Origin of the sequence: Stenotrophomonas maltophilia group sp. msm4 (assembly GCF_032025605.1) — a bacterium.
Classification (GTDB): Bacteria; Pseudomonadota; Gammaproteobacteria; order Xanthomonadales; family Xanthomonadaceae; genus Stenotrophomonas; species Stenotrophomonas sepilia.
The window spans coordinates 732,783-749,815 of record NZ_JAVSKK010000002.1 but is presented as its reverse complement, the minus strand read 5'-3'; the positions used below and the strand labels follow the sequence as shown (position 1 = coordinate 749,815).

15 protein-coding genes and 1 tRNA gene are annotated in these 17,033 nt (G+C 62.0%); 3 read left to right on the top strand and 13 right to left on the bottom strand.

Annotated features, from left to right (window positions below):
* Positions 1 to 3: 3 nt before the first annotated feature.
* From ROV93_RS12635 to ROV93_RS12590, 10 genes are all read right to left on the bottom strand, one after another.
* Positions 4 to 1,398 (bottom strand): hypothetical protein, encoded by a 1,395-nt coding sequence (locus ROV93_RS12635; protein WP_279936862.1) that lies wholly within the window; start codon positions 1,396 to 1,398, stop codon positions 4 to 6.
* The gene (locus tag ROV93_RS12630; RefSeq protein WP_279936861.1) at positions 1,395 to 2,744 is read right to left on the bottom strand and encodes an ArsA-related P-loop ATPase; all 1,350 of its coding nucleotides are present in this window, start codon (positions 2,742 to 2,744) and stop codon (positions 1,395 to 1,397) included. The genes ROV93_RS12635 and ROV93_RS12630 overlap by 4 nt, the downstream gene beginning before the upstream one ends.
* The gene (locus ROV93_RS12625; protein ID WP_053462289.1) at positions 2,741 to 3,157 is read right to left on the bottom strand and encodes a hypothetical protein; all 417 of its coding nucleotides are present in this window, start codon (positions 3,155 to 3,157) and stop codon (positions 2,741 to 2,743) included. The genes ROV93_RS12630 and ROV93_RS12625 overlap by 4 nt, the downstream gene beginning before the upstream one ends.
* 10 nt (positions 3,158 to 3,167) lie before the next feature.
* Positions 3,168 to 6,098, bottom strand: a complete 2,931-nt coding sequence (locus ROV93_RS12620; protein WP_279936860.1) for an anti-phage-associated DUF1156 domain-containing protein — start codon at positions 6,096 to 6,098, stop codon at positions 3,168 to 3,170.
* A 14-nt stretch (positions 6,099 to 6,112) separates the two neighbouring features.
* Entirely contained in the window at positions 6,113 to 7,171 is a 1,059-nt protein-coding gene (locus ROV93_RS12615; RefSeq protein WP_279936859.1) for a macro domain-containing protein, read from the bottom strand.
* A 17-nt stretch (positions 7,172 to 7,188) separates the two neighbouring features.
* Positions 7,189 to 7,839, bottom strand: coding sequence for a DUF4433 domain-containing protein (locus ROV93_RS12610; RefSeq protein ID WP_080375613.1), 651 nt, complete (start codon positions 7,837 to 7,839; stop codon positions 7,189 to 7,191).
* Positions 7,836 to 8,462 (bottom strand): anti-phage-associated DUF3780 domain-containing protein, encoded by a 627-nt coding sequence (locus tag ROV93_RS12605; RefSeq protein WP_279936858.1) that lies wholly within the window; start codon positions 8,460 to 8,462, stop codon positions 7,836 to 7,838. Before ROV93_RS12605 ends, ROV93_RS12610 begins: the two co-directional genes overlap by 4 nt.
* Positions 8,463 to 8,464: 2 nt before the next feature.
* Positions 8,465 to 11,590, bottom strand: coding sequence for an anti-phage-associated DUF499 domain-containing protein (locus ROV93_RS12600; RefSeq protein WP_053462285.1), 3,126 nt, complete (start codon positions 11,588 to 11,590; stop codon positions 8,465 to 8,467).
* Positions 11,587 to 11,784, bottom strand: coding sequence for a ribbon-helix-helix protein, CopG family (locus ROV93_RS12595; RefSeq protein WP_080375642.1), 198 nt, complete (start codon positions 11,782 to 11,784; stop codon positions 11,587 to 11,589). The genes ROV93_RS12600 and ROV93_RS12595 overlap by 4 nt, the downstream gene beginning before the upstream one ends.
* 324 nt (positions 11,785 to 12,108) lie before the next feature.
* Positions 12,109 to 12,199 (bottom strand) — tRNA-Ser (locus ROV93_RS12590).
* Between the two features lie 166 nt (positions 12,200 to 12,365).
* Between ROV93_RS12590 and ROV93_RS12585 the strand changes: the two genes are divergently transcribed.
* Positions 12,366 to 13,070 (top strand): protein phosphatase 2C domain-containing protein, encoded by a 705-nt coding sequence (locus tag ROV93_RS12585; protein WP_312539954.1) that lies wholly within the window; start codon positions 12,366 to 12,368, stop codon positions 13,068 to 13,070.
* A 69-nt stretch (positions 13,071 to 13,139) separates the two neighbouring features.
* Here ROV93_RS12585 and dnaQ read toward each other — a convergent pair whose 3' ends face one another.
* The 3 genes from dnaQ to ROV93_RS12570 are packed head-to-tail and all read right to left on the bottom strand — an operon-like array spanning position 13,140 to position 14,985.
* Positions 13,140 to 13,871: a DNA polymerase III subunit epsilon gene (dnaQ, locus tag ROV93_RS12580; RefSeq protein ID WP_049415209.1), complete on the bottom strand. Its 732-nt coding sequence runs from the start codon at positions 13,869 to 13,871 to the stop codon at positions 13,140 to 13,142.
* A 4-nt stretch (positions 13,872 to 13,875) separates the two neighbouring features.
* Positions 13,876 to 14,328 carry a ribonuclease HI gene (rnhA, locus tag ROV93_RS12575; RefSeq protein ID WP_005408275.1) on the bottom strand — a complete coding sequence of 151 codons (453 nt, stop codon included), beginning with the start codon at positions 14,326 to 14,328 and terminating at the stop codon, positions 13,876 to 13,878.
* Between the two features lie 12 nt (positions 14,329 to 14,340).
* Entirely contained in the window at positions 14,341 to 14,985 is a 645-nt protein-coding gene (locus tag ROV93_RS12570) for a methyltransferase domain-containing protein (RefSeq protein WP_072168260.1), read from the bottom strand.
* 11 nt (positions 14,986 to 14,996) lie between these two features.
* Between ROV93_RS12570 and gloB the strand changes: the two genes are divergently transcribed.
* Complete coding sequence (gene gloB / locus ROV93_RS12565) at positions 14,997 to 15,761, top strand: hydroxyacylglutathione hydrolase (RefSeq protein WP_072168261.1); 765 nt, start codon at positions 14,997 to 14,999, stop codon at positions 15,759 to 15,761.
* A complete protein-coding gene (locus tag ROV93_RS12560) occupies positions 15,758 to 16,960 on the top strand; it encodes a lytic transglycosylase domain-containing protein (RefSeq protein ID WP_072168262.1) in 1,203 nt (400 codons plus the stop codon). Before gloB ends, ROV93_RS12560 begins: the two co-directional genes overlap by 4 nt.
* Positions 16,961 to 17,033 lie beyond the last annotated feature (73 nt).

The following is a 17,033-nucleotide window of genomic DNA, read 5'->3' as shown; positions in this document are numbered from 1 at the left end:
GTGTTAATTCTTGGGTTTCACGCCGCCGCGGCGACCCAAGCCGAAACCGACGCGGTACAGGTCGGGCATGTCGATGCGACCATCCTTTCTGACTTCCAACAATCCCAGGCGCTGCAGATCCTCACGTACACCGCTCCAGCCACGATCAACGTGCTGTGCGGGCAGCTGGGTAGTGCTAATGCCTTGTGCGCCGTCAGGAAACGCCTCTTGCCACTTAGCTAATACCACATCGAAATCAATTGGCACGTTCATACCGCTCAGAGCGGCGAGGACCTCAGGCACCCACGGGTAGTCTTCGGCCATTTCCTGCACACGGATTTCCGATGCCTTCTGAATGCCGCGCTTGATGCTCTCAAAGTGCAAGGCATGGTCATGCTGCGGATAGCGCTCGCTGGAATCTTCCGCCGCGCGCCTAATGGCTGCGAGGAAGGAGCGTGGCGAGGTCTGGCCGCGCCCATCGGCCAAATGACCCACCGACCATGTGTAGGGCACACCCCGACGCCGGTCACGCCCCATCCACGGCCCGGCCAGGGTTGCAAATGCCTGCTTTTGCGCCTCTGACTCCGATTTCATCGGCTGCGCGACACGCCACACGCCATTTTGCTGTTCGTGCGGACAAACATCGCGCAGACACACGCCACTTGGATCGGGCGCATTGATCAGACGTTGCCAGAGCAGGCCATGCAGGTCATGTCTGGCCCAAGTCAGTTCAGCCTTGGTGGCGGTGAGCTTGGAGGCATCCGGGAAATTGAACACGGTGCGCTCGGCCTGGTCCTCACGCAAGAACACCTTGGCGTACAGACCGGCAAAGGCCTTCAGCCAAAGCGTTGCCCGCAGTAGACCGCGCACGATGCCGTCCATGCGCCGCCAGTCGGTGCTGGTGCGATCCAGCGCATCAAAGAGCACCAAGCCTTTCCAGTTACGTGGACGTTGCATCAATCGCGCCGCGTCTTCCGGCTGTTGCTTCAACCAATTGACCGTTGCTTGCCAGCTGGTAAGCGGAATCTGCTCGCCGGCCTTTTGCGCAACCCTGCGCACAATCACGGCGCGCCACAAATCATAGGGGTCGCCATCCTGGTCAAGAAAAGCGGCAAAAACGTCGGCATTCGGATAGTCGTCAATGGCCTCGGCATTGCTGAAGCCGACGAAAACTTCAATGCCCTGCAACTCAGTGACCGCAGTGCCCAGTTGCTGGAGAAGCGGGTTCGATTGCAGGGCTGCCGTCCAGAATGATTTGCCCACGCCTCGCCCCCCTACAACAACGTGCGCATCCAACCTCAATGCCTTGAGGTGCGAAGGGGGTAGATACAAGGTTCCGGCTTGCGGGGTTTCCGCGAAATTGCTGGTTTCCAGGGGCGCGGCCAGAATGGCTTCGCGCAACTGCTGAGCTGACGTCATGACAAACTCCTTGATTCAATGGCGTCGCGCACACCGCCGATCAGCGGGCCGAAAACGGTCTGCACCTCCTGCGCATCAATGCTGGCGAGCCGACCCTGCAATGAGCGCAGACCGGCAAAACTGCGGTGCCAGTTCACTGCCCACGGGTAGTGGGGCGCGCCTTCATCCGCCTCGTCAAAGTTCCAGCCTTCTACCAGCTCCTCAACCCGCCACTTCCCGTCACCGCTCGCGCTCGGCCCGATGGCGGCTGGATTGGCCGGCGCAATCTCGTCGTAGAGGCTGTCGGCAAAAATGCCATATGCGCTCTCGCGCAAGCCCTCCAGATAAGTCACCCGATCCAGCTCAGGCACGATGGCGCCTACAACCTTCAGGCGCTCACGGATTTCTTCGGCCACCTGGGCACGCTGCCATTGCTCGAACAGCATTCGATAACCGTTCCAAGTCTGCTCACCTTCGAGCGCAAACAGCAGAATCAGATTTGCACCCATATCAGTGATGCAAGCAGAGGCGATTTCGTCGATGCCGGAGCGCGAGTCGATCAGCAGCACATCCGGCTGGATACGCGCCTCCAGCGTATGCAACAAGCGCTCAAGCCGAGCCGACCACGCCTCGCGCCTTCCATCAGCGTGCAATTTGGGCATCCAGACGCGGCCCAACTTTGCGATGTATTCACCGTGTTTCGCACCATGAGCAGGAACAACATGGATTTCACCGTCATGAGAGAGATTGCTGGTAGCAACCATGCTGTCGAGAACGACATCGCCGTTGCCCACCATGTCTTCAACTAGCCAGTCGGTGATGCCGTACATCGGCTGCCGTTCCACCGGCAATAACGCGGAGGACAGTCCGGGCGACTCCAGGTCAAGGTCCAACACCAGCACCCGCTTGCCAGCCTGCGCCAGTTGCCACGCCGTGGCAGCCAGCGCCGTAGAGCGGCCAACGCCGCCCTTGATGGAAAAGAACACAATGCGCGGAGCACCTTGCGTTTCCGGCGCGATACGCGCCCAGTTGGCCTCGGTGGCCAGTCGGTCCACCACCCACACGTTCTCGAATCCGTTCACGTCATAGCTGGATGCGCCCTGCCTAGCCTGCTCTAGATTGGCTTCATACAAAATGCCCATCGCCGGCTGATAAGCGTGCGGCGCCAGGCGCTCGGCCAGTGCTTGGTAAACAGCCTCGATAGTCGCACGCAGGCCCTGGTCCTCGCGGACTTGCTCTGGTGCAATAAAGCGCACTCGCCCGTTAAGGTCGCGATTGATGATCAACCATTCCAGCCGCGACAGTGTGTCGCGATGAGCCGCCAGCACCCCAGTGGTGATCGGCAGAATCTGATCGAAGGTGGTCATAGCAAGCCCTCGTATTGCGCCTTGGTAATCAGGCTGCGTACTGTCTGAGCGCCGGCTTGATGCCCCTGCGCTCGCGCTTGATCGAAGTTGGACTGATGGGCATAGCGATCGGAAACGCCCCAGTCTGCAAATGGATTACCGGGCGACAGCGCATAGCTCGTCCCTTGCGCATGGCCGCTGCGATAGCTCTCGAAACGCGCCCAAGTGCCATCCGCATGCACCCGGTCCTGTTGGCTGGCAGGTCGATCCTTGATTGCATCGTATTGCATTCCAAACGCCAGCATCAGCCGCTTCATTCCACACTCCGCCGCCATGCCGTACAGATGATCGGCATTGGCCCAGCGCTGCGACTGAAACAAGCGTTCCGCATCATCCCAATGGCGTTCATGTGCATCGAGAAAATCCGCCTGCATGTAATTTCCCTCAATCGCCGAAGCGCATGTTCTTCAAACGCGCACCCAACACCTCGGCGGCAGAGCGCACCTCAGATTCGGGCGCTTTGCGCTCGATGAAGCCCAGCATGTCCACAAGCAGGGATCGGGCCTCCAGGAAGTCCGCCATCTCGGATCGCAGTTGTTCGACGATAACTTGCGCCTCCGTGTCCTTGAGCAGCTGTTGCAATGCGATGATGAGCTGACCCAGCCGCGTCACGCCGATCTCGGCGGCATCTGTCAGATCGCGCGAAGCGTATTCGCTGACGCGCTTGAGGCGTGCGTTGTTGGGGCGCATGTCGCCCATCACGCGGCTGTAGTCCGTCACGCGGAACGCCTTGGCGAAGTTCTGATAGTTGTCCAGCTTGGACGTGCCTGCGGTTTCCATGTCCATCATCCGCAGTACAAAGCGTTCGATGCCAGTGAGGCGCCCCCACGCGTCGGCGGTGAGGCCCTCTGGAACGAGCAGGCTGGATGCGGTTTCCGCTGCCTGCTGGACGATTTCGTCCACCACGGTCACTTCACCCCGTGCGCGCGGGCGCAGGGCAAAGGTGGTGACGTCCTCGTCGCCGATGCGTGTGTAGGCGGTCAGCACCTTGAGCGCTGCCGCATAACCGGCCATCTGCAAATCGGAGTCGCCCCACACCGGCTCACCGTGATGGGCGGCCACGGTGTCGTTCAAGTGCATCATGGTTTCGATCTGGCGCGCCACTTCCTGCCGCACAGCGGGTAGCAGGCGCTGTTTGAAGCCAGTTCGCTCGCCAGCCGCTCGCTTCTTGAGCATCAGGATGACGGTGCCTTGGACAAAGCTTCCCTTCTTGATGGCTGCATTGGTTTCCGTTGCGATGTACCACGCCGCCACAACTTGTAGGCCCGCAGCCCAGAAGATGCCGATCAGGTCGCCCCAGACGGCGCTGTCCTGATGGGTAAACATCACGCACTGCATGCCGTTGTCAGGCATGTGATCGGCCATTGCTTTGTAGGCGGCAGCCATGCCACGTCGAAACTCGTCGTGTGACCCCTTGATCGCCAGTGCGCGGCGCGAATCCCACACCCAGTCATCGAAGGGTTTGGGTGGGTTCTTGCGCAACCAGGCAATGAAGTATTCGGTGATCTCGTGGTAATTCACCGCATCCGCATAGGGTGGATCGGTGATCCAGATATCGGCGTCGTCTTCAAGCTTGGCTGCATCACGGCACTTGATCGACCGGCGAGTCTCTGGAAGCGGACTGTTGGCAAAGCCGAACGACCGGCCTGCTTCGTGGCTGAAAAAGCAACGGATGCCGTAGTTGTAGAACGTGTTCAACGCTTGGTTGTAGAAGACGTTGTTGGTCTTCTCCCAATGGTTCATCCAGTTGGCGATCCGGGAGTTCCAATCCAGCGACTTGGCGTTGAAGACGTAGTCTTCCGGCGTGCGATGCTGGAAGTAGCGCGAGATCAGAAGAAGCTGGCGGGCGTTGAACAAATGGTGCCAGTGCGTCCAGCCGCGTTCACGGAATAGACGCGTCGTTTCGTCCCCGTGTTCGATGGCCATATCCGGAACCAGTCCTTCATCCTGCCACTGGCTCAGCTTTTCGGCGACGAGCGTTTCCACGCGGCGCTCACATTCCCAATCGGCGTCGGTCGGGGCGGCAAACCAAGTCTCCTGCCGGGACTTGGTGAGCGAGTCCTTGGCGATCCAGTGAATGGCGTAGAGCCGTTCCTGAAACACATCATCAGGGCGAGGCTTGAAATCGTTCTTCTCCCAACGGCGTAGGCGGTTGCCCGTGCTGCCATCGGCATTCCGATAGTCGCCGCGCAGCGTCTTGATGGGCGTGCGATAGGTCTTTCCGTCCAGCGTATAGACCATGTCGCCGTCTTGTACCGTACCCTGATCAGCAGCCGCTGCTTCCTTGTCCGAAACGCCACTGACAATCTCGATGTCGAATCGCTTGTTGCCGTGATCCGGCTTCAGGCGAGCGATGATGTTCCGGCCCTTAGAGATCACCCACGAGGGAGACAGAGGAACCATCCATCCCGTCTCCGGGCAACGGGCTTCTACGCAATAAAGATATGACTTGGCTCGATTGCCTTGCTTGTCGTGCTCGATGCCCAGCTTCGTAATCTCCGCATCCACCGACTTGGCAACACGTTCCTGTGACTTCTCGATTTCTTCGCGTCGCTCCGGGCTTGAACCAATGATGTTCAATGCGCCCCAAGTCAGCATGCATGCGATGGGATTGAGGTCGGAGGCATACACGTCGCAGCCGATGCGCGCAGCCTCAAAAGGGATGGAGCCGCCGCCGCTAAAAGTGTCGCCCACGCGGGCGCGGTGGCCGTAGCGCAATACGCCCAGCTGTTCCACCAGCTCGGGCAAGGACTGCACGCTCAAACCGAGATGAGCATAGTGACGGTTGACCTCTGCCCACACCGGGGCGAAGAGCCAGTCTTGATCCAGTTCTTCGGGGCGTTTGCTGATGCTGGCCTTTTCTTCGTAACCTGACAGGGTGGCCAGCGCCTGGCGGTACAGCACCAGCTTGTCGTCATCGGTGATGTCGCGTCGCCAACCACGTCCGCCAAAGTAGCGCTCCGGGTCCGAGATGGGGATCATCTCCTGGAGCTTGGACACCGAGAACGCGTTGGCAGCCAATGCCCGCCGGGCCAATCCTTCATCGTCGAAGGCCATAAGCTTTTCGAAGATGGCGAGATCGGCTTCCGCGTCGTCAGTGGGCGGTAGCAGAGTGCCAAGCACGATGGCTCGCACCAAGATCAGTGGCTTGCGACCCTTCCAGTAGGAGCCCAGCCCGGTCAGGGTTTGGCCAAGATTTGCCTTCCGCTCCTTTTGTGCCTCGAACGACACCTTCTGGGCGGGAAAAACCGACTCGATTAGCGCGGGCGCATCTTTCAGGGCCAAGGGCGTGAGAGTGATTGTTGTTTTTTGCATTCCCTGATGAATCCTTAATGGGCCGAAGCCACGTCAGGTGATAGCCAGCCGTGGGAGCGCAGCCGCTCTTCGGCAATGGCAAGCTGGCGCGGGGTGAACTGCTGCTTGCGTACGTTCCAGCTGTAGACCTGACGTTCCACGCTTTCGTGCTGTGTGGCACCCTCGCGGCTCATCACCCAATGCACTGTGGCGAGGAGTTCTAGCCCGTAAGGTGATTCGAAGCCCTCGACCAGCTTGGTGACGCGCTCGAAACGGGCGCGGCTGATGTCGTGCTGATCCAGGTAATCCTTGGCGTCTTCCACCGCACCGGGCACCAGCGTGAGCGGCTTGTCCGGCGCATCGCCGCCGTCGGCATAACCCGCGATCAAATGGCCTTCCACCGCCTTCAGCACATGCCGAAGGTTCTCGGCGTAAGGGCCGTAGTGATGCTTGACGTACTGGAGACGCAGCGGCTCGCCTGCTTCCTGCATGAAGTACATCAGCTTGTGGACTTCCAGCAGGTTGACAAAGGGGTCAAGTAGGCCGCCAAGATAGCGCTGCATCAGTTCCACCAAGGCGGCGCGACCCGCCGTCATCTTGGGTACCTCGCGCACGTGTGCCATCTTGTCGTTGGCAGGGGCTCCCTTGGGCTCAAACACCAGCACGCGTACTTCGGCAAGCTCTGCCAGGGCGCGCTCAATGCGTGGTCGCACCTCGTTCCAGTCCAGCCCGCCCAGGCCTGCGCCCAGGGGCGGAATGGCGATGGAGTGAATGCCCTTGTCGCGTATGACATTGACCAGATCGACAAGGCCCGCATCGATGTCTTCAATACGGCTCTTGCCGCGCCAGTGGCGTTTGGTCGGGAAGTTGATGATGAAGCGCGGCAATGTGAGCTGCCCCGTCTCAAAAACGAACATGCGACCAGTGTGCACGGCTTCGCGTTTGCAGGCGGCCTCGTAAGCCTTGAAGTTTTCGGGGTAGACATTCTTGAACTGCAAGGCGATGCCACGCCCCATCACGCCGACGCAATTGACGGTGTTGACCAGTGCGTCGGCCTCACACTGGAGGATGTCGCCCGAGGTGTACTCGATCATGGCTGTGCTCCTCTCATTCAGTAATACCAGTCCGGGCGCACTTCGACCGGAGGCCGGTGTCCGTGCGCCGGAAGGGCGTTGACGACTTGTCGATAGACCGTGGCCGACTGCACGCCGATGCGTTCGATCAGGTGCCACGGAAAATGTTGCTCCAACAGGAACTCGGCTTGTTTGCCTTCTTTCAGGCCGCCACTCCAGTTGTTCGCCTGCACCGCCGCCCAGTTGATTTCACCAAGACGCGCCAAGTCATTGCGGTCTTCAAAAAAATACGATCCGGCGTTTGATAGCGTGAACGCCCAGCGAGCGGGTTGCGCGTTGGCCCAGGCCACAACTGCGCCCAAATCCGCTTGCAAGTGGATGATGGGTTCCTGACCACCTTTATAGGCCAGTTCTGCATTGCGCCGGTGGATCAAATACAGCATCACGGAGCGCGGACAGAAGTAAAACGGCACGCAGGCACCGACGAACAAGCCGGGGTGGCTGGCAAGTTGAAGCTCGGTCAGTCGGCGCTGTTTGATGTGGTTCATGCCCACCATCGTTCCGCCCAGCGCCTGCGCTTGAACCAGCGCATCCGACAAAAGCCCGCCCGTCGCCACGATGGACGGCAGACGATCCACATGGGCAATGTGATAAATCTTCGGCTGCTGGGGCACGGGCACGGCGTTCATGGCGCGTCTTCCCCGAACAGGCCCAAGGAGATCTGGACAGCGTCTTGTTCCGACTTGACACGTCGCGCACGCGGTGCAAGCAGTTCGCTCTGCGCCACATCGCCCAAGGCGTGTTTGAGCGCTGCGCGCCAGCCCTTGCCCCCATCCATCACCCCGCCGGTGCTCATGGCCGTCATGCCAAACAGCCACCAACGTTCCTCCGGGCGCAGCGCCAACCAGTTGCGCACAGCGACTTGAATCTTCTCCATCTCCATCTGCTCGACGGCCCAGGCCAGTACGCACAATTCCTTGCCGAGCAGGCGATCCACCGGGTTGTCGCCGACCTTCCACGTACCAGGCTTGATGCCGTGCGCGGCCAGACGAGCGTTGAAGGCTCGTTGAACTTCGGCGCGGATGGCGGACCAGCGCGGCCGATCCAGTAGAACGCGGTCGATCACTGCGTTGTCGTTGCTTGCAGACTGCAAGCCAAGGTGTTCGCTGATCTGAACTTTGCCCGTGCTGGCCTTGGGAATAACGACCTTGAAGTGATGAGGATCAGAAGTCGCAGGCACGCCAAAACCCAGCGTGTGCAGCACTTGCGCACGTGCCTTGGGCAATGGTGTGTTACCTGCAACTTTGGACATCCTCATTCCTCCTGATTGATGTCGCCCGGCTTCAGCTCTATACCGGCGAGCTTGGCGAACTCTTTGAGTGCAAAGCCGGTATCGAAGGCGATGCCGTCGGCAATGGCAATGTTGAGCGGGGCGTCGGGCTCCTTGAGCACATCGCGCAGGCTGTTGACCACGCCTTCGATGATGGCGGCGGTGACTTCGCGCTCTTGGAAGCGCACGGTTACGGTGTTCTCGCCCTCACCGATTTCGACGCGCACGCCTTTGAAGCGCGTGCCCGGCTGGTCGCGAAAGCGGTTGATGACGCTGAAGACACGGTCGGTGGAGTCAAGCGCAACGCGCTTGCTTTGTAGGCGTGCAGGCTTGCTGTCGACGATCTGCACGGTTTTGTCGCCGCTGGCCGGGATCTGGAAGTCCGCTGTCTTGTTGGCCTCGCCCGCGCGGGCAAACACCAGCAGGCGGGCACTTGCGGAACCGATCTCGAACGGCGCGTCGTAGCGGGTGCCGTCTTTGGGATTGGAGCCGTCCAGGGTATAGAAGATGTCGGCGTGCGGTGTAGCTGCCAGGGTGACGCGGCGCTTGTCCGCCGCAGGCTCGATCTGATGACGAATCTTGAGATCGGCCAGCCAGCGAGTGGCGGGGCCGCTTTCGTAGCGCCCGGTGGGCTCCTTCACCATGAAGTAGACCGTGCCCTCGCCGGTGGCGAAGTTATCCAGGTCTTCGACTTTGTTGTCCTTGTCGGAAACGTCGGGCTTGCTCGACCAATAGACGATGGGGCTGTCGCCCGCGTGGCGAGGCGTGAGGCTCAGAATCGTTTCGCCGGTGTCTGGCTTGACGTTGATGACCGAGACGTTGACGGTTGCCTTGTCCTTGGGGAACGGGCCCTTCTCGATGTAGCCATCCTCACCCAAACGCCAGCGGCCTTGCTTCAGGGCTTCGGTCTTGAGCGTGTCGAGGCCGCTGGAACCCGGCATCCACGGCCAGATCGGCGAGCACTTGGCGCGGGTGGTGACATCCTTCCAAGGGGTGCGGCGGTTGTCCTTGCCGGACGGCCACAGGTACTCCTCGGCCTGCGCGAAGCATTCGTCGAAGTTGTCCTTGCCTAGCTCGGCTACGAGTTTGTAGTCGGCGCGCGGGCTAGCCAGCAGTTTTTCGATCTGCGCCTCAGCGGACTGATCGCCCTGGCCAAGCTTGAGGCCCTGATCAATAGTGACTCCAGCCAAGACGTCACGCCCATCCACCGGGTCGTTGGCTGGGAAATAAATCCGGTTGTAGGCTGCCGACAGGGCCTTGCTGAAGCGATCCTCGGATTCCTCGAAGCGGTCGCGGGCCTCATCAAACAGAGTGTCACCGGGCTTTAGGCGTTTGTGGATTTGCTCGATGGCATACAACTCGCGCAACCGCTCCTCAACTGCGTCGGCTAACAGGCTGTCCTGGCCGCTCAGCACCAGCAGGTTATTCTTCTCCTGCTGGTAATCGAAGAAGTTTTGCAATTCGCTCGGCGGCACCTTGCCATCCGGCTTGATAACGATCAGCGTGCGCGGGCCACCGAGCTTGAGTTCATCCAGCCGGGGCAGTACCTGCACGGCCTGATAGGCGATTTTGCTGACCGGGGCAAGGATGCCCGAAAGGCGATTGATGAGCGCCTGATCGACCTTGGTTTGCGGAACTTCCTTGGCGTTGCGCTCGATCTGGCGCGAGAGATTCTCGGTTTCCTTGATGAAGAAGCGTTGCTCTTCACGGTGGAGGTACCACGCCGATTCGCGCAGGCGCTGCAATGCCTGCAGGAACTCGTCGGGCTTGCGTTGCGGCGCAGCCAGGAACTCGATCAACTCGCTTTCGGAGAGACCGATACGGCCACCGACAGCACGCGACAGGCTGGATGACAGCAGCAAGGTCATGACCTGCTGCGCGGCATCGTCTGCCAGTTCGATGTCGATATGCTCGGCGATGGCGTTGCCCGCATCTGCGATATCGCGCGTCACAGCCGGCATCAGCTTGGGCGCAATACGCTCGATCTCGTCCTTGACCTGCTCGTCGTTCAAGTTCAGATGCTGTGTGCCGATCAGGAAGACATCGTCGGCTTCGCGCTCACTCACACTCTTGAGCAAGCGTGCGGTGAACTGCATCAGGCCACGGGTCTGGCGGAAGCCTTCGTTCTCTTTGAACAGCGCGACAAGGTGCTTGAAGGACGGGTGGAAGGGATAGGTTTCCCTGACCTGCTCGGCGATTTGCTCGATGCTGCTGGCGACTATATAGCCGCCATCCTCGGCCTTCTTGATCTGCTGCGCGTACTCCTCCGCAATGTCGGAGATGACGCGTTCGTCCGGCAGTTCGTCGATGAGACGCTTCTTCAGGATCTCGTAGATTTCGTTGCCCGCCAGTTGCACAGGCGTGATGGTCATCGCCTGGCGGCGGGTTTCCTGCTGCAGGTTGGAGATGGCATCAGCCAAGGCCTTTGTCTGAGCCTTGTAACTGCCCGAGAGGTTTGCAACCACGATGGCGCAATTAGGCAGTTCTAGCGCAGCACTCATCAGGCTGGAGAGGCTGTAAACCGCCATGTTGGCAAGCGTGCCTTGGCCAAACACCTGAGTGCTGGCGTTGTCCAGATAGGGCGGCAGTTCATCGAGCAAGATCAGCGTCGGCTTGTCGCCGATGATTTCTTTCCACTGACGCTGATCGACGGCCTTGGGGCCGTTCGCCCAATAGGGCTTGATGGCTTCTGCAGCTCCAAGTTGGGTGGCGATCTCGCCCCAGATGAAGTTGTCGGGGTTGTTGCGACCGTTGAACGCAGCAATACGCGCTTGGCCAAACTCGATGCGCGAGGCCAGATCCGCAGGCAGAACATCCTTGCGCAGATGCGAATGGCGGGCGAGCAAGCCCAGCGCGATCATCATGTGCGTTTTACCGCCACCCATCGCTTGGGTCAGCTCGAAGACGGCCTGGTCGGACTTGCCGGACAGTCGCAGCAGAGCTTCGCGGAAGAGCTGATCCATGCCGTGGGTGACGAAGTTACGCGAGAAGAACTCGCTGCCATCGCCAGCGTCATTGATGAGGTCTGCGAGGTTCTCGATGCCCTGAGCCATACGATAGTCACGGATGACGGGATTGAACCTGCAGGCCTGCTTGACAGTCTTGATCATGAACGCACTCCGTTGCTGTTTGGTTTTCCGACCGAGCGCTCTACATCAATGCCATGTCGCTCGCAGTGGCTGCGTATAAGAACTTCGATCATGTTCGCAATCGATCGATGCTCATGCTCAGCCGCAACTCGAAGAGCCTCCTTCAAGTCTGGATCGATCCGAAGTGTCAGTGTGGCAGTCTTGGACGTGGCCATAGCCCCCCAGGGCGGCTGCATATGTACTGCGGTATACAGTACCAAAACATCAGCTAATTTTGTCAGCATCGTCTAGCTACTGCCATTCATTTGAATGGCCAGCGAAGCCTATCGCAAGGCACACAGCGACGTGAGCTGCTCCGTATAGCGATCTATGGCATGCAAACGTCCCTTTCAGCAAGGCACACCATCTGTGCCAATTGCAGACGCGCCCCGTCCAGATGGATCCAGCAGCAGCCAGCCCCCGATGGCATACCAGATGGCATACCAGCCAGGCCACAAATGAAAAAAGCCCTTGAAATTCAAGGGCTTAGTTCAAGTATCTGGCGGAGAGGGGGGGATTCGAACCCCCGAGGCGCTATAAACGCCTGCCTGATTTCGAGTCAGGTACATTCAACCACTCTGCCACCTCTCCGGGTGGTCCCCGGCGGACCGGGGACGCGCATCATACGAGGAAGCGAGGCCGGCGACAAGTCATTCCGGTCAACGAAGTGAAAATTTCCTGAGTGCATGCCTTGCCGGATGCCTGCAGCCCCCCGATGATGCGTGTCTCCCCAGCAATACCCCGCCCCCCGCACCCCATGATCGAATTCGGACACCTCACCCACCCCGGCCTGCGCCGCGAGCTCAACGAAGACACCTACGACGGTGACAGCGAGCTGGCCCTGTGGCTGGTGGCCGATGGCATGGGCGGCCACGCCTGCGGCGAGGTGGCCAGCGCGCTGGCCCGCGAAACCATCGTGCGCGAGATCCGCCGTGGCGCGCCGCTGGTCCACGCCATCCGCACCGCCGACGAAGAGATCATCCGCGCCTCGCGCCGGCGCAACGACACCCTGCCGATGGGCACCACCGTGGTCGCAGCACGCGTGCACGGCAATCGCTATGAAGTGGCATGGGTCGGCGACAGCCGTGCGTATCTGTGGCGCGATGGCCAGCTGGCGCAGCTCAGCCAGGACCACAGCGTGGTGCAGGAGCTGGTCGCGCAGGGCAACCTGACGGCCGAGCAGGCACGCGCGCATCCGCATCGCAACGTGGTCACCCAGGCGCTGGGCGTGACCGATCCTGCACATCTGAACGTGGCCACCACCAGCGGTGAGCTGCGCCCGGGCATGCAGCTGCTGCTGTGCAGTGACGGTCTGACCGAGGAAGTGGACGACCGCAGCATCGCCCGCACCCTCGCCTTCGACGATGCCAGCGCACAGGAATGCGTGGACACGCTGGTCGCGGCCGCGCTCGACGGCGGTGGCCGCGACAACATCAGCGTGATCCTGGTGCGCTGCCATTAAGCGGCAGATCCACGCCATGCGTGGATACGGCACTGCCGGCCAGCGTCCGGCAGTACCCCATGCCAGGCATTACGCGCTGGCGGGCTCTTCCACCTTCGGGCCATCCCACAAGGCGTAGCCGGCCTTCTTGCGCAGTCGTTCCAGACGCGCGCTGTGCGCTTCCAGCTCAGACGGGGTGGCCACCACGCGTGGGCGCGGCAGCAGTTTGCTGGTATCGAACGCCTGCAGCGCGGCACCGGCGCCACCACCGTCATCGTCGCCCAGGCCGAAGCCGATCTCTTCCTGGCCCGAGGTCAGCGCGATATAGACGTCGCCCAGGATCTGCGCGTCGAGCAGGCCGCCATGCAGCGCACGGTGCGAATTGTCCACGCCCAGGCGCTTGCACAGCGCATCCAGCGAATTACGCTGGCCCGGGAAGCGCTCGCGCGCCATCACCAGGGTATCGATCACCGTGCAGCGATCGGTGATCTTTCCATACTGCGGGCCCAGCAACGACAGCTCGTTGTCGAGGAAGCCCAGGTCGAACGCCGCGTTGTGGATGATCAGCTCGGCGCCATCGATGAAGGCCAGGAATTCATCGGCGATCTGCGCGAAATCCGGCTTGTCAGCCAGGAACTCCAGGGTCAGGCCGGTGACTTCCTGCGCGCCCTGTTCGAACTCGCAGTCCGGCTTGATGTACTGGTGGTAGTTGTTGCCGGTCGGGCGGCGCTTGAACAGCTCCACGCAGCCGATTTCGACGATGCGGTTGCCCTTCTTCCACTCCAGGCCGGTGGTTTCGGTATCGAGGATGATCTGACGCATGGGCTCAGTTTACCGGGCTGGCGTCGCGGATCTGGATGGCCGCGTTGCGCGCCAGGGTATCCACCCGCTCATTGTCCGGATCGCCGGAGTGGCCCTTCACCCAGCGCCAGTCGATCTGGTGCCGCAGCGTCGCCGCATGCAGGCGCTCCCACAGCTCGCGGTTCTTCACCGGGTCGCCGCCGGCGGTCTTCCAGTTCTTGCGGATCCAGCCGGGCATCCATTGGGTCAGGCCCTGCCGCACATACTGCGAATCGGTGTAGAGCACGATGTTGCACGGCTCGGTCAGCGTTTCCAGGCCGGAAATGGCCGCCATCAGCTCCATCCGGTTGTTGGTGGTGTGCGCTTCGCCGCCGCTCAGTTCACGCTCGTGGCCCTTGTAGCGCAGCAGTGCAGCCCAGCCGCCGGGGCCAGGATTGCCAAGGCAGGAGCCGTCGGTGTGGATTTCAATGGTTTTCAATACAACTCCAGATCAGGTAGCAACGGTGCCGTGCCAACGCACCGGCAACGGTTTCGGCCCGGGCAGGGCCAGCGTTCGCTTTTCAGCATGGAACAGGCAGGCCGCGCGCAGTGGCGACCAACCGCCCGGGCGACGGCTGCCGGCGCCGCGCCAGAGCGGGCCGAGGAAACGCATATCGTCGCACTCCAGCCCGTGGCGGCCGAGCAGCAGGCGGATCCGCTGCGGCGTGCGCACCACCAGCCCGTGCTGGCGCCAGTGCCTGCGGTAAGGGCTGAACGGGTTGAGGCTGCTCAGCCACAGATGGCCGCCCGGCATCAGCACGCGCTCGCACTCATCGAGCAACCGATCAGCGTCAGCTGCGGTGACATGCTGCAACACGACCGCATTGACGCTTTCATTGGCCAGCGGCAGCGGCAACGCACAGCGGGTGTCGCCGGCATAGCCGTGCCCCTGCCGGTACAGGCGCAGGCCGCGCCCGCCAAGCTGCGCATCGTCCAGCCATGCGGCACTCGGCGCGATCCACAGCCAGGGCTGCACCGGCAGCAACGACAGCTGCGGCAGCAGCAGTTGCCGCTCCAGAACGCGCAGGGCTTCCGCCGGTTCGCTGTCGAACCACGGGGTCTGGCTCGCTTGACGGGTGCTCTGCAGCGCGGGCATGGTCCAATTCTATGCGACTGACTGCCCTGCCCGCATTTGCGGACAACTACATCTGGACCTTGATCGACGACGACGGTAACGCCGTGGTCGTCGATCCCGGCGATGCCGCGCCGGTGCTTGCGCTCGCCGATCAGGGCCTGCGCGTGGACACGATCCTGCTCACCCATCATCACGATGACCACATCGGTGGCGTGCCCGTGCTGCAGGCACGTTTTCCCGGAGTCCGGGTGATCGCGCCCGTCGAGGAGCGCATCCCCACGGCAACCGAACGGGTCGGCGAAGGTGAACGCGTTCAGGCACTGGGCCGGGCGTTCCACGTACTATCCGTGCCCGGGCATACCCGCAGCCACATCGCGTTTCACACTGCTGAACATCTTTTCAGCGGAGATTCGTTGTTCAGCCTGGGCTGTGGACGCCTGTTCGAAGGTACGCCGTCCCAGCTGCTGGCATCGATGCGCAAGCTGGGTACCTTGCCCGCGCAACTGCTGCTTTGTTGCGCTCATGAGTACACCGTGTCAAATGCCGTCTTCGCGCGGCATGTCGACCCCGCCAACGCTGCCTTGCGGCAGCGCCAAGAGGAGGCTTTGGCCATGCGCCGCGATGACCGTTCCACCCTGCCGGTAACCCTGGCCAACGAATTCGACTGCAATCCGTTCCTGCGTGTGCACACGGCGCCGATCCGCGCGTCGGTGTCGGCACACCTGGGCCGTGACGTCGTTGACGACGTCGACGTGATGGCCGGTCTCCGGCACTGGAAAGACGGCTTCCGCGCATGATGCGCCGAAGTCTGCCGCTGGCCCTGGGCCTGGTCCTGGGGCTGGCCGGAACCGCCGGCGCCCAGTCGCTGGGCGCTGGCATCGGCCAGAACCTGACCGCCGCCGCCGCCCTGCCGCTGGATCCGGCCGCGTTGCCGGCCGCGTCGGTCCGCAACGGCCAGGAGATCTTCTCCAGCTTCCGCGATGGCCTGGCCGAGCCCACCTGCAATGCCGAGGCCACCAGCCCGCGCTGGCAGAAGCAGTTCGCCCACGCCCCGTCGCGCCTGGCCAACCAGGATGACGATGCACTGGTGCTGTTCGGCTACGTGGTCGAAGAACTGCGCAAGGCCAACCTGCCCACCGAGTTCGCACTGATTCCCTTCGTGGAAAGCGGCTACCGGCCCAATGCCCGCAACGGCAGCGGCCCAACCGGCCTGTGGCAGTTCATCGCCACCACAGCGCGCAATCACCGTGTGCCCATGGCCAACGGCTACGACGGCCGCCTGTCGGCGGTCGATTCCACCCAGGCCGCAGTGCGCTACCTGAAGACCCTGCACGGCATGTTCGGCGGTGACTGGCGCCTGGCCACCATGGCCTACAACGCCGGCGAGTACCGCGTGCTGCAATCCATGCGCAAGGCCGGCATGAACGCGCAGAACGCCAAGCCCTCGGCGCTGCCCGGCCTGTCGCCGGTCACCCATGCCTACGTCGAGAAGCTGCATGCCCTGGCCTGCGTGCTGGAAGACGTGGAAGACCAGCCAGGTGTCATGGCCTCGCTGGACCGCACCGTACCCGTACTGAAGGACCACACCCTGCCCGCCGGCACCAGCGTCCAGCAGTGGGCCGCACAGCGCGCCCTGGACCCGGCCAGGATCGTCCGTCTCAACCCCGCCCTGGCGGGCGGTGGACGCGTCTCGTCCGGCACCACCCGCGTGCTGGCGCCGGTCTCGGCCGCCAGCGCGACCGTGGCGGACACCGCCACCGCACTGGTGGCCAGTAGCGTACCTGCTGCCGCCGCCTCGCCAACGCCGCAGGTCGCCAAGACCGTGGCCGCGATCGCCGATCGTCCGCGCAGCCGTCGCCACACCGTGCGTGATGGTGAATCGGCCTGGACCATCGCCCGCCGCTATGGCATGCCGGTCAAGGCGCTTCTGTCGCTGAACGGCCTGAGCGGCAGCAGCGTGCTGAAGCCGGGCGCCGTGTTGCGCGTCGAAGACTGACGCGCAGGCCAGGCCCTCCTGTAGAGCTGAGCCCCTGCTCGGCTTTTTTCTTGCCTGCGACTTGTCGGGGTTC

Excerpts from the sequence above, each read along its gene's own strand:
- ROV93_RS12620 (WP_279936860.1), bottom strand. The coding sequence starts at position 6,098 with ATGCAAAAAACAACAATCACTCTCACGCCCTTGGCCCTGAAAGATGCG.
- ROV93_RS12615 (WP_279936859.1), bottom strand. The coding sequence starts at position 7,171 with ATGATCGAGTACACCTCGGGCGACATCCTCCAGTGTGAGGCCGACGCA.
- ROV93_RS12560 (WP_072168262.1), top strand. The coding sequence starts at position 15,758 with ATGATGCGCCGAAGTCTGCCGCTGGCCCTGGGCCTGGTCCTGGGGCTG.
- gloB (WP_072168261.1), top strand. The coding sequence starts at position 14,997 with ATGCGACTGACTGCCCTGCCCGCATTTGCGGACAACTACATCTGGACC.
- ROV93_RS12595 (WP_080375642.1), bottom strand. The coding sequence starts at position 11,784 with ATGGCCACGTCCAAGACTGCCACACTGACACTTCGGATCGATCCAGAC.
- ROV93_RS12610 (WP_080375613.1), bottom strand. The coding sequence starts at position 7,839 with ATGAACGCCGTGCCCGTGCCCCAGCAGCCGAAGATTTATCACATTGCC.
- ROV93_RS12625 (WP_053462289.1), bottom strand. The coding sequence starts at position 3,157 with ATGCAGGCGGATTTTCTCGATGCACATGAACGCCATTGGGATGATGCG.
- dnaQ (WP_049415209.1), bottom strand. The coding sequence starts at position 13,871 with ATGCGTCAGATCATCCTCGATACCGAAACCACCGGCCTGGAGTGGAAG.
- ROV93_RS12585 (WP_312539954.1), top strand. The coding sequence starts at position 12,366 with ATGATCGAATTCGGACACCTCACCCACCCCGGCCTGCGCCGCGAGCTC.
- ROV93_RS12635 (WP_279936862.1), bottom strand. The coding sequence starts at position 1,398 with ATGACGTCAGCTCAGCAGTTGCGCGAAGCCATTCTGGCCGCGCCCCTG.
- ROV93_RS12600 (WP_053462285.1), bottom strand. The coding sequence starts at position 11,590 with ATGATCAAGACTGTCAAGCAGGCCTGCAGGTTCAATCCCGTCATCCGT.
- ROV93_RS12630 (WP_279936861.1), bottom strand. The coding sequence starts at position 2,744 with ATGACCACCTTCGATCAGATTCTGCCGATCACCACTGGGGTGCTGGCG.
- ROV93_RS12570 (WP_072168260.1), bottom strand. The coding sequence starts at position 14,985 with ATGCCCGCGCTGCAGAGCACCCGTCAAGCGAGCCAGACCCCGTGGTTC.
- ROV93_RS12605 (WP_279936858.1), bottom strand. The coding sequence starts at position 8,462 with ATGTCCAAAGTTGCAGGTAACACACCATTGCCCAAGGCACGTGCGCAA.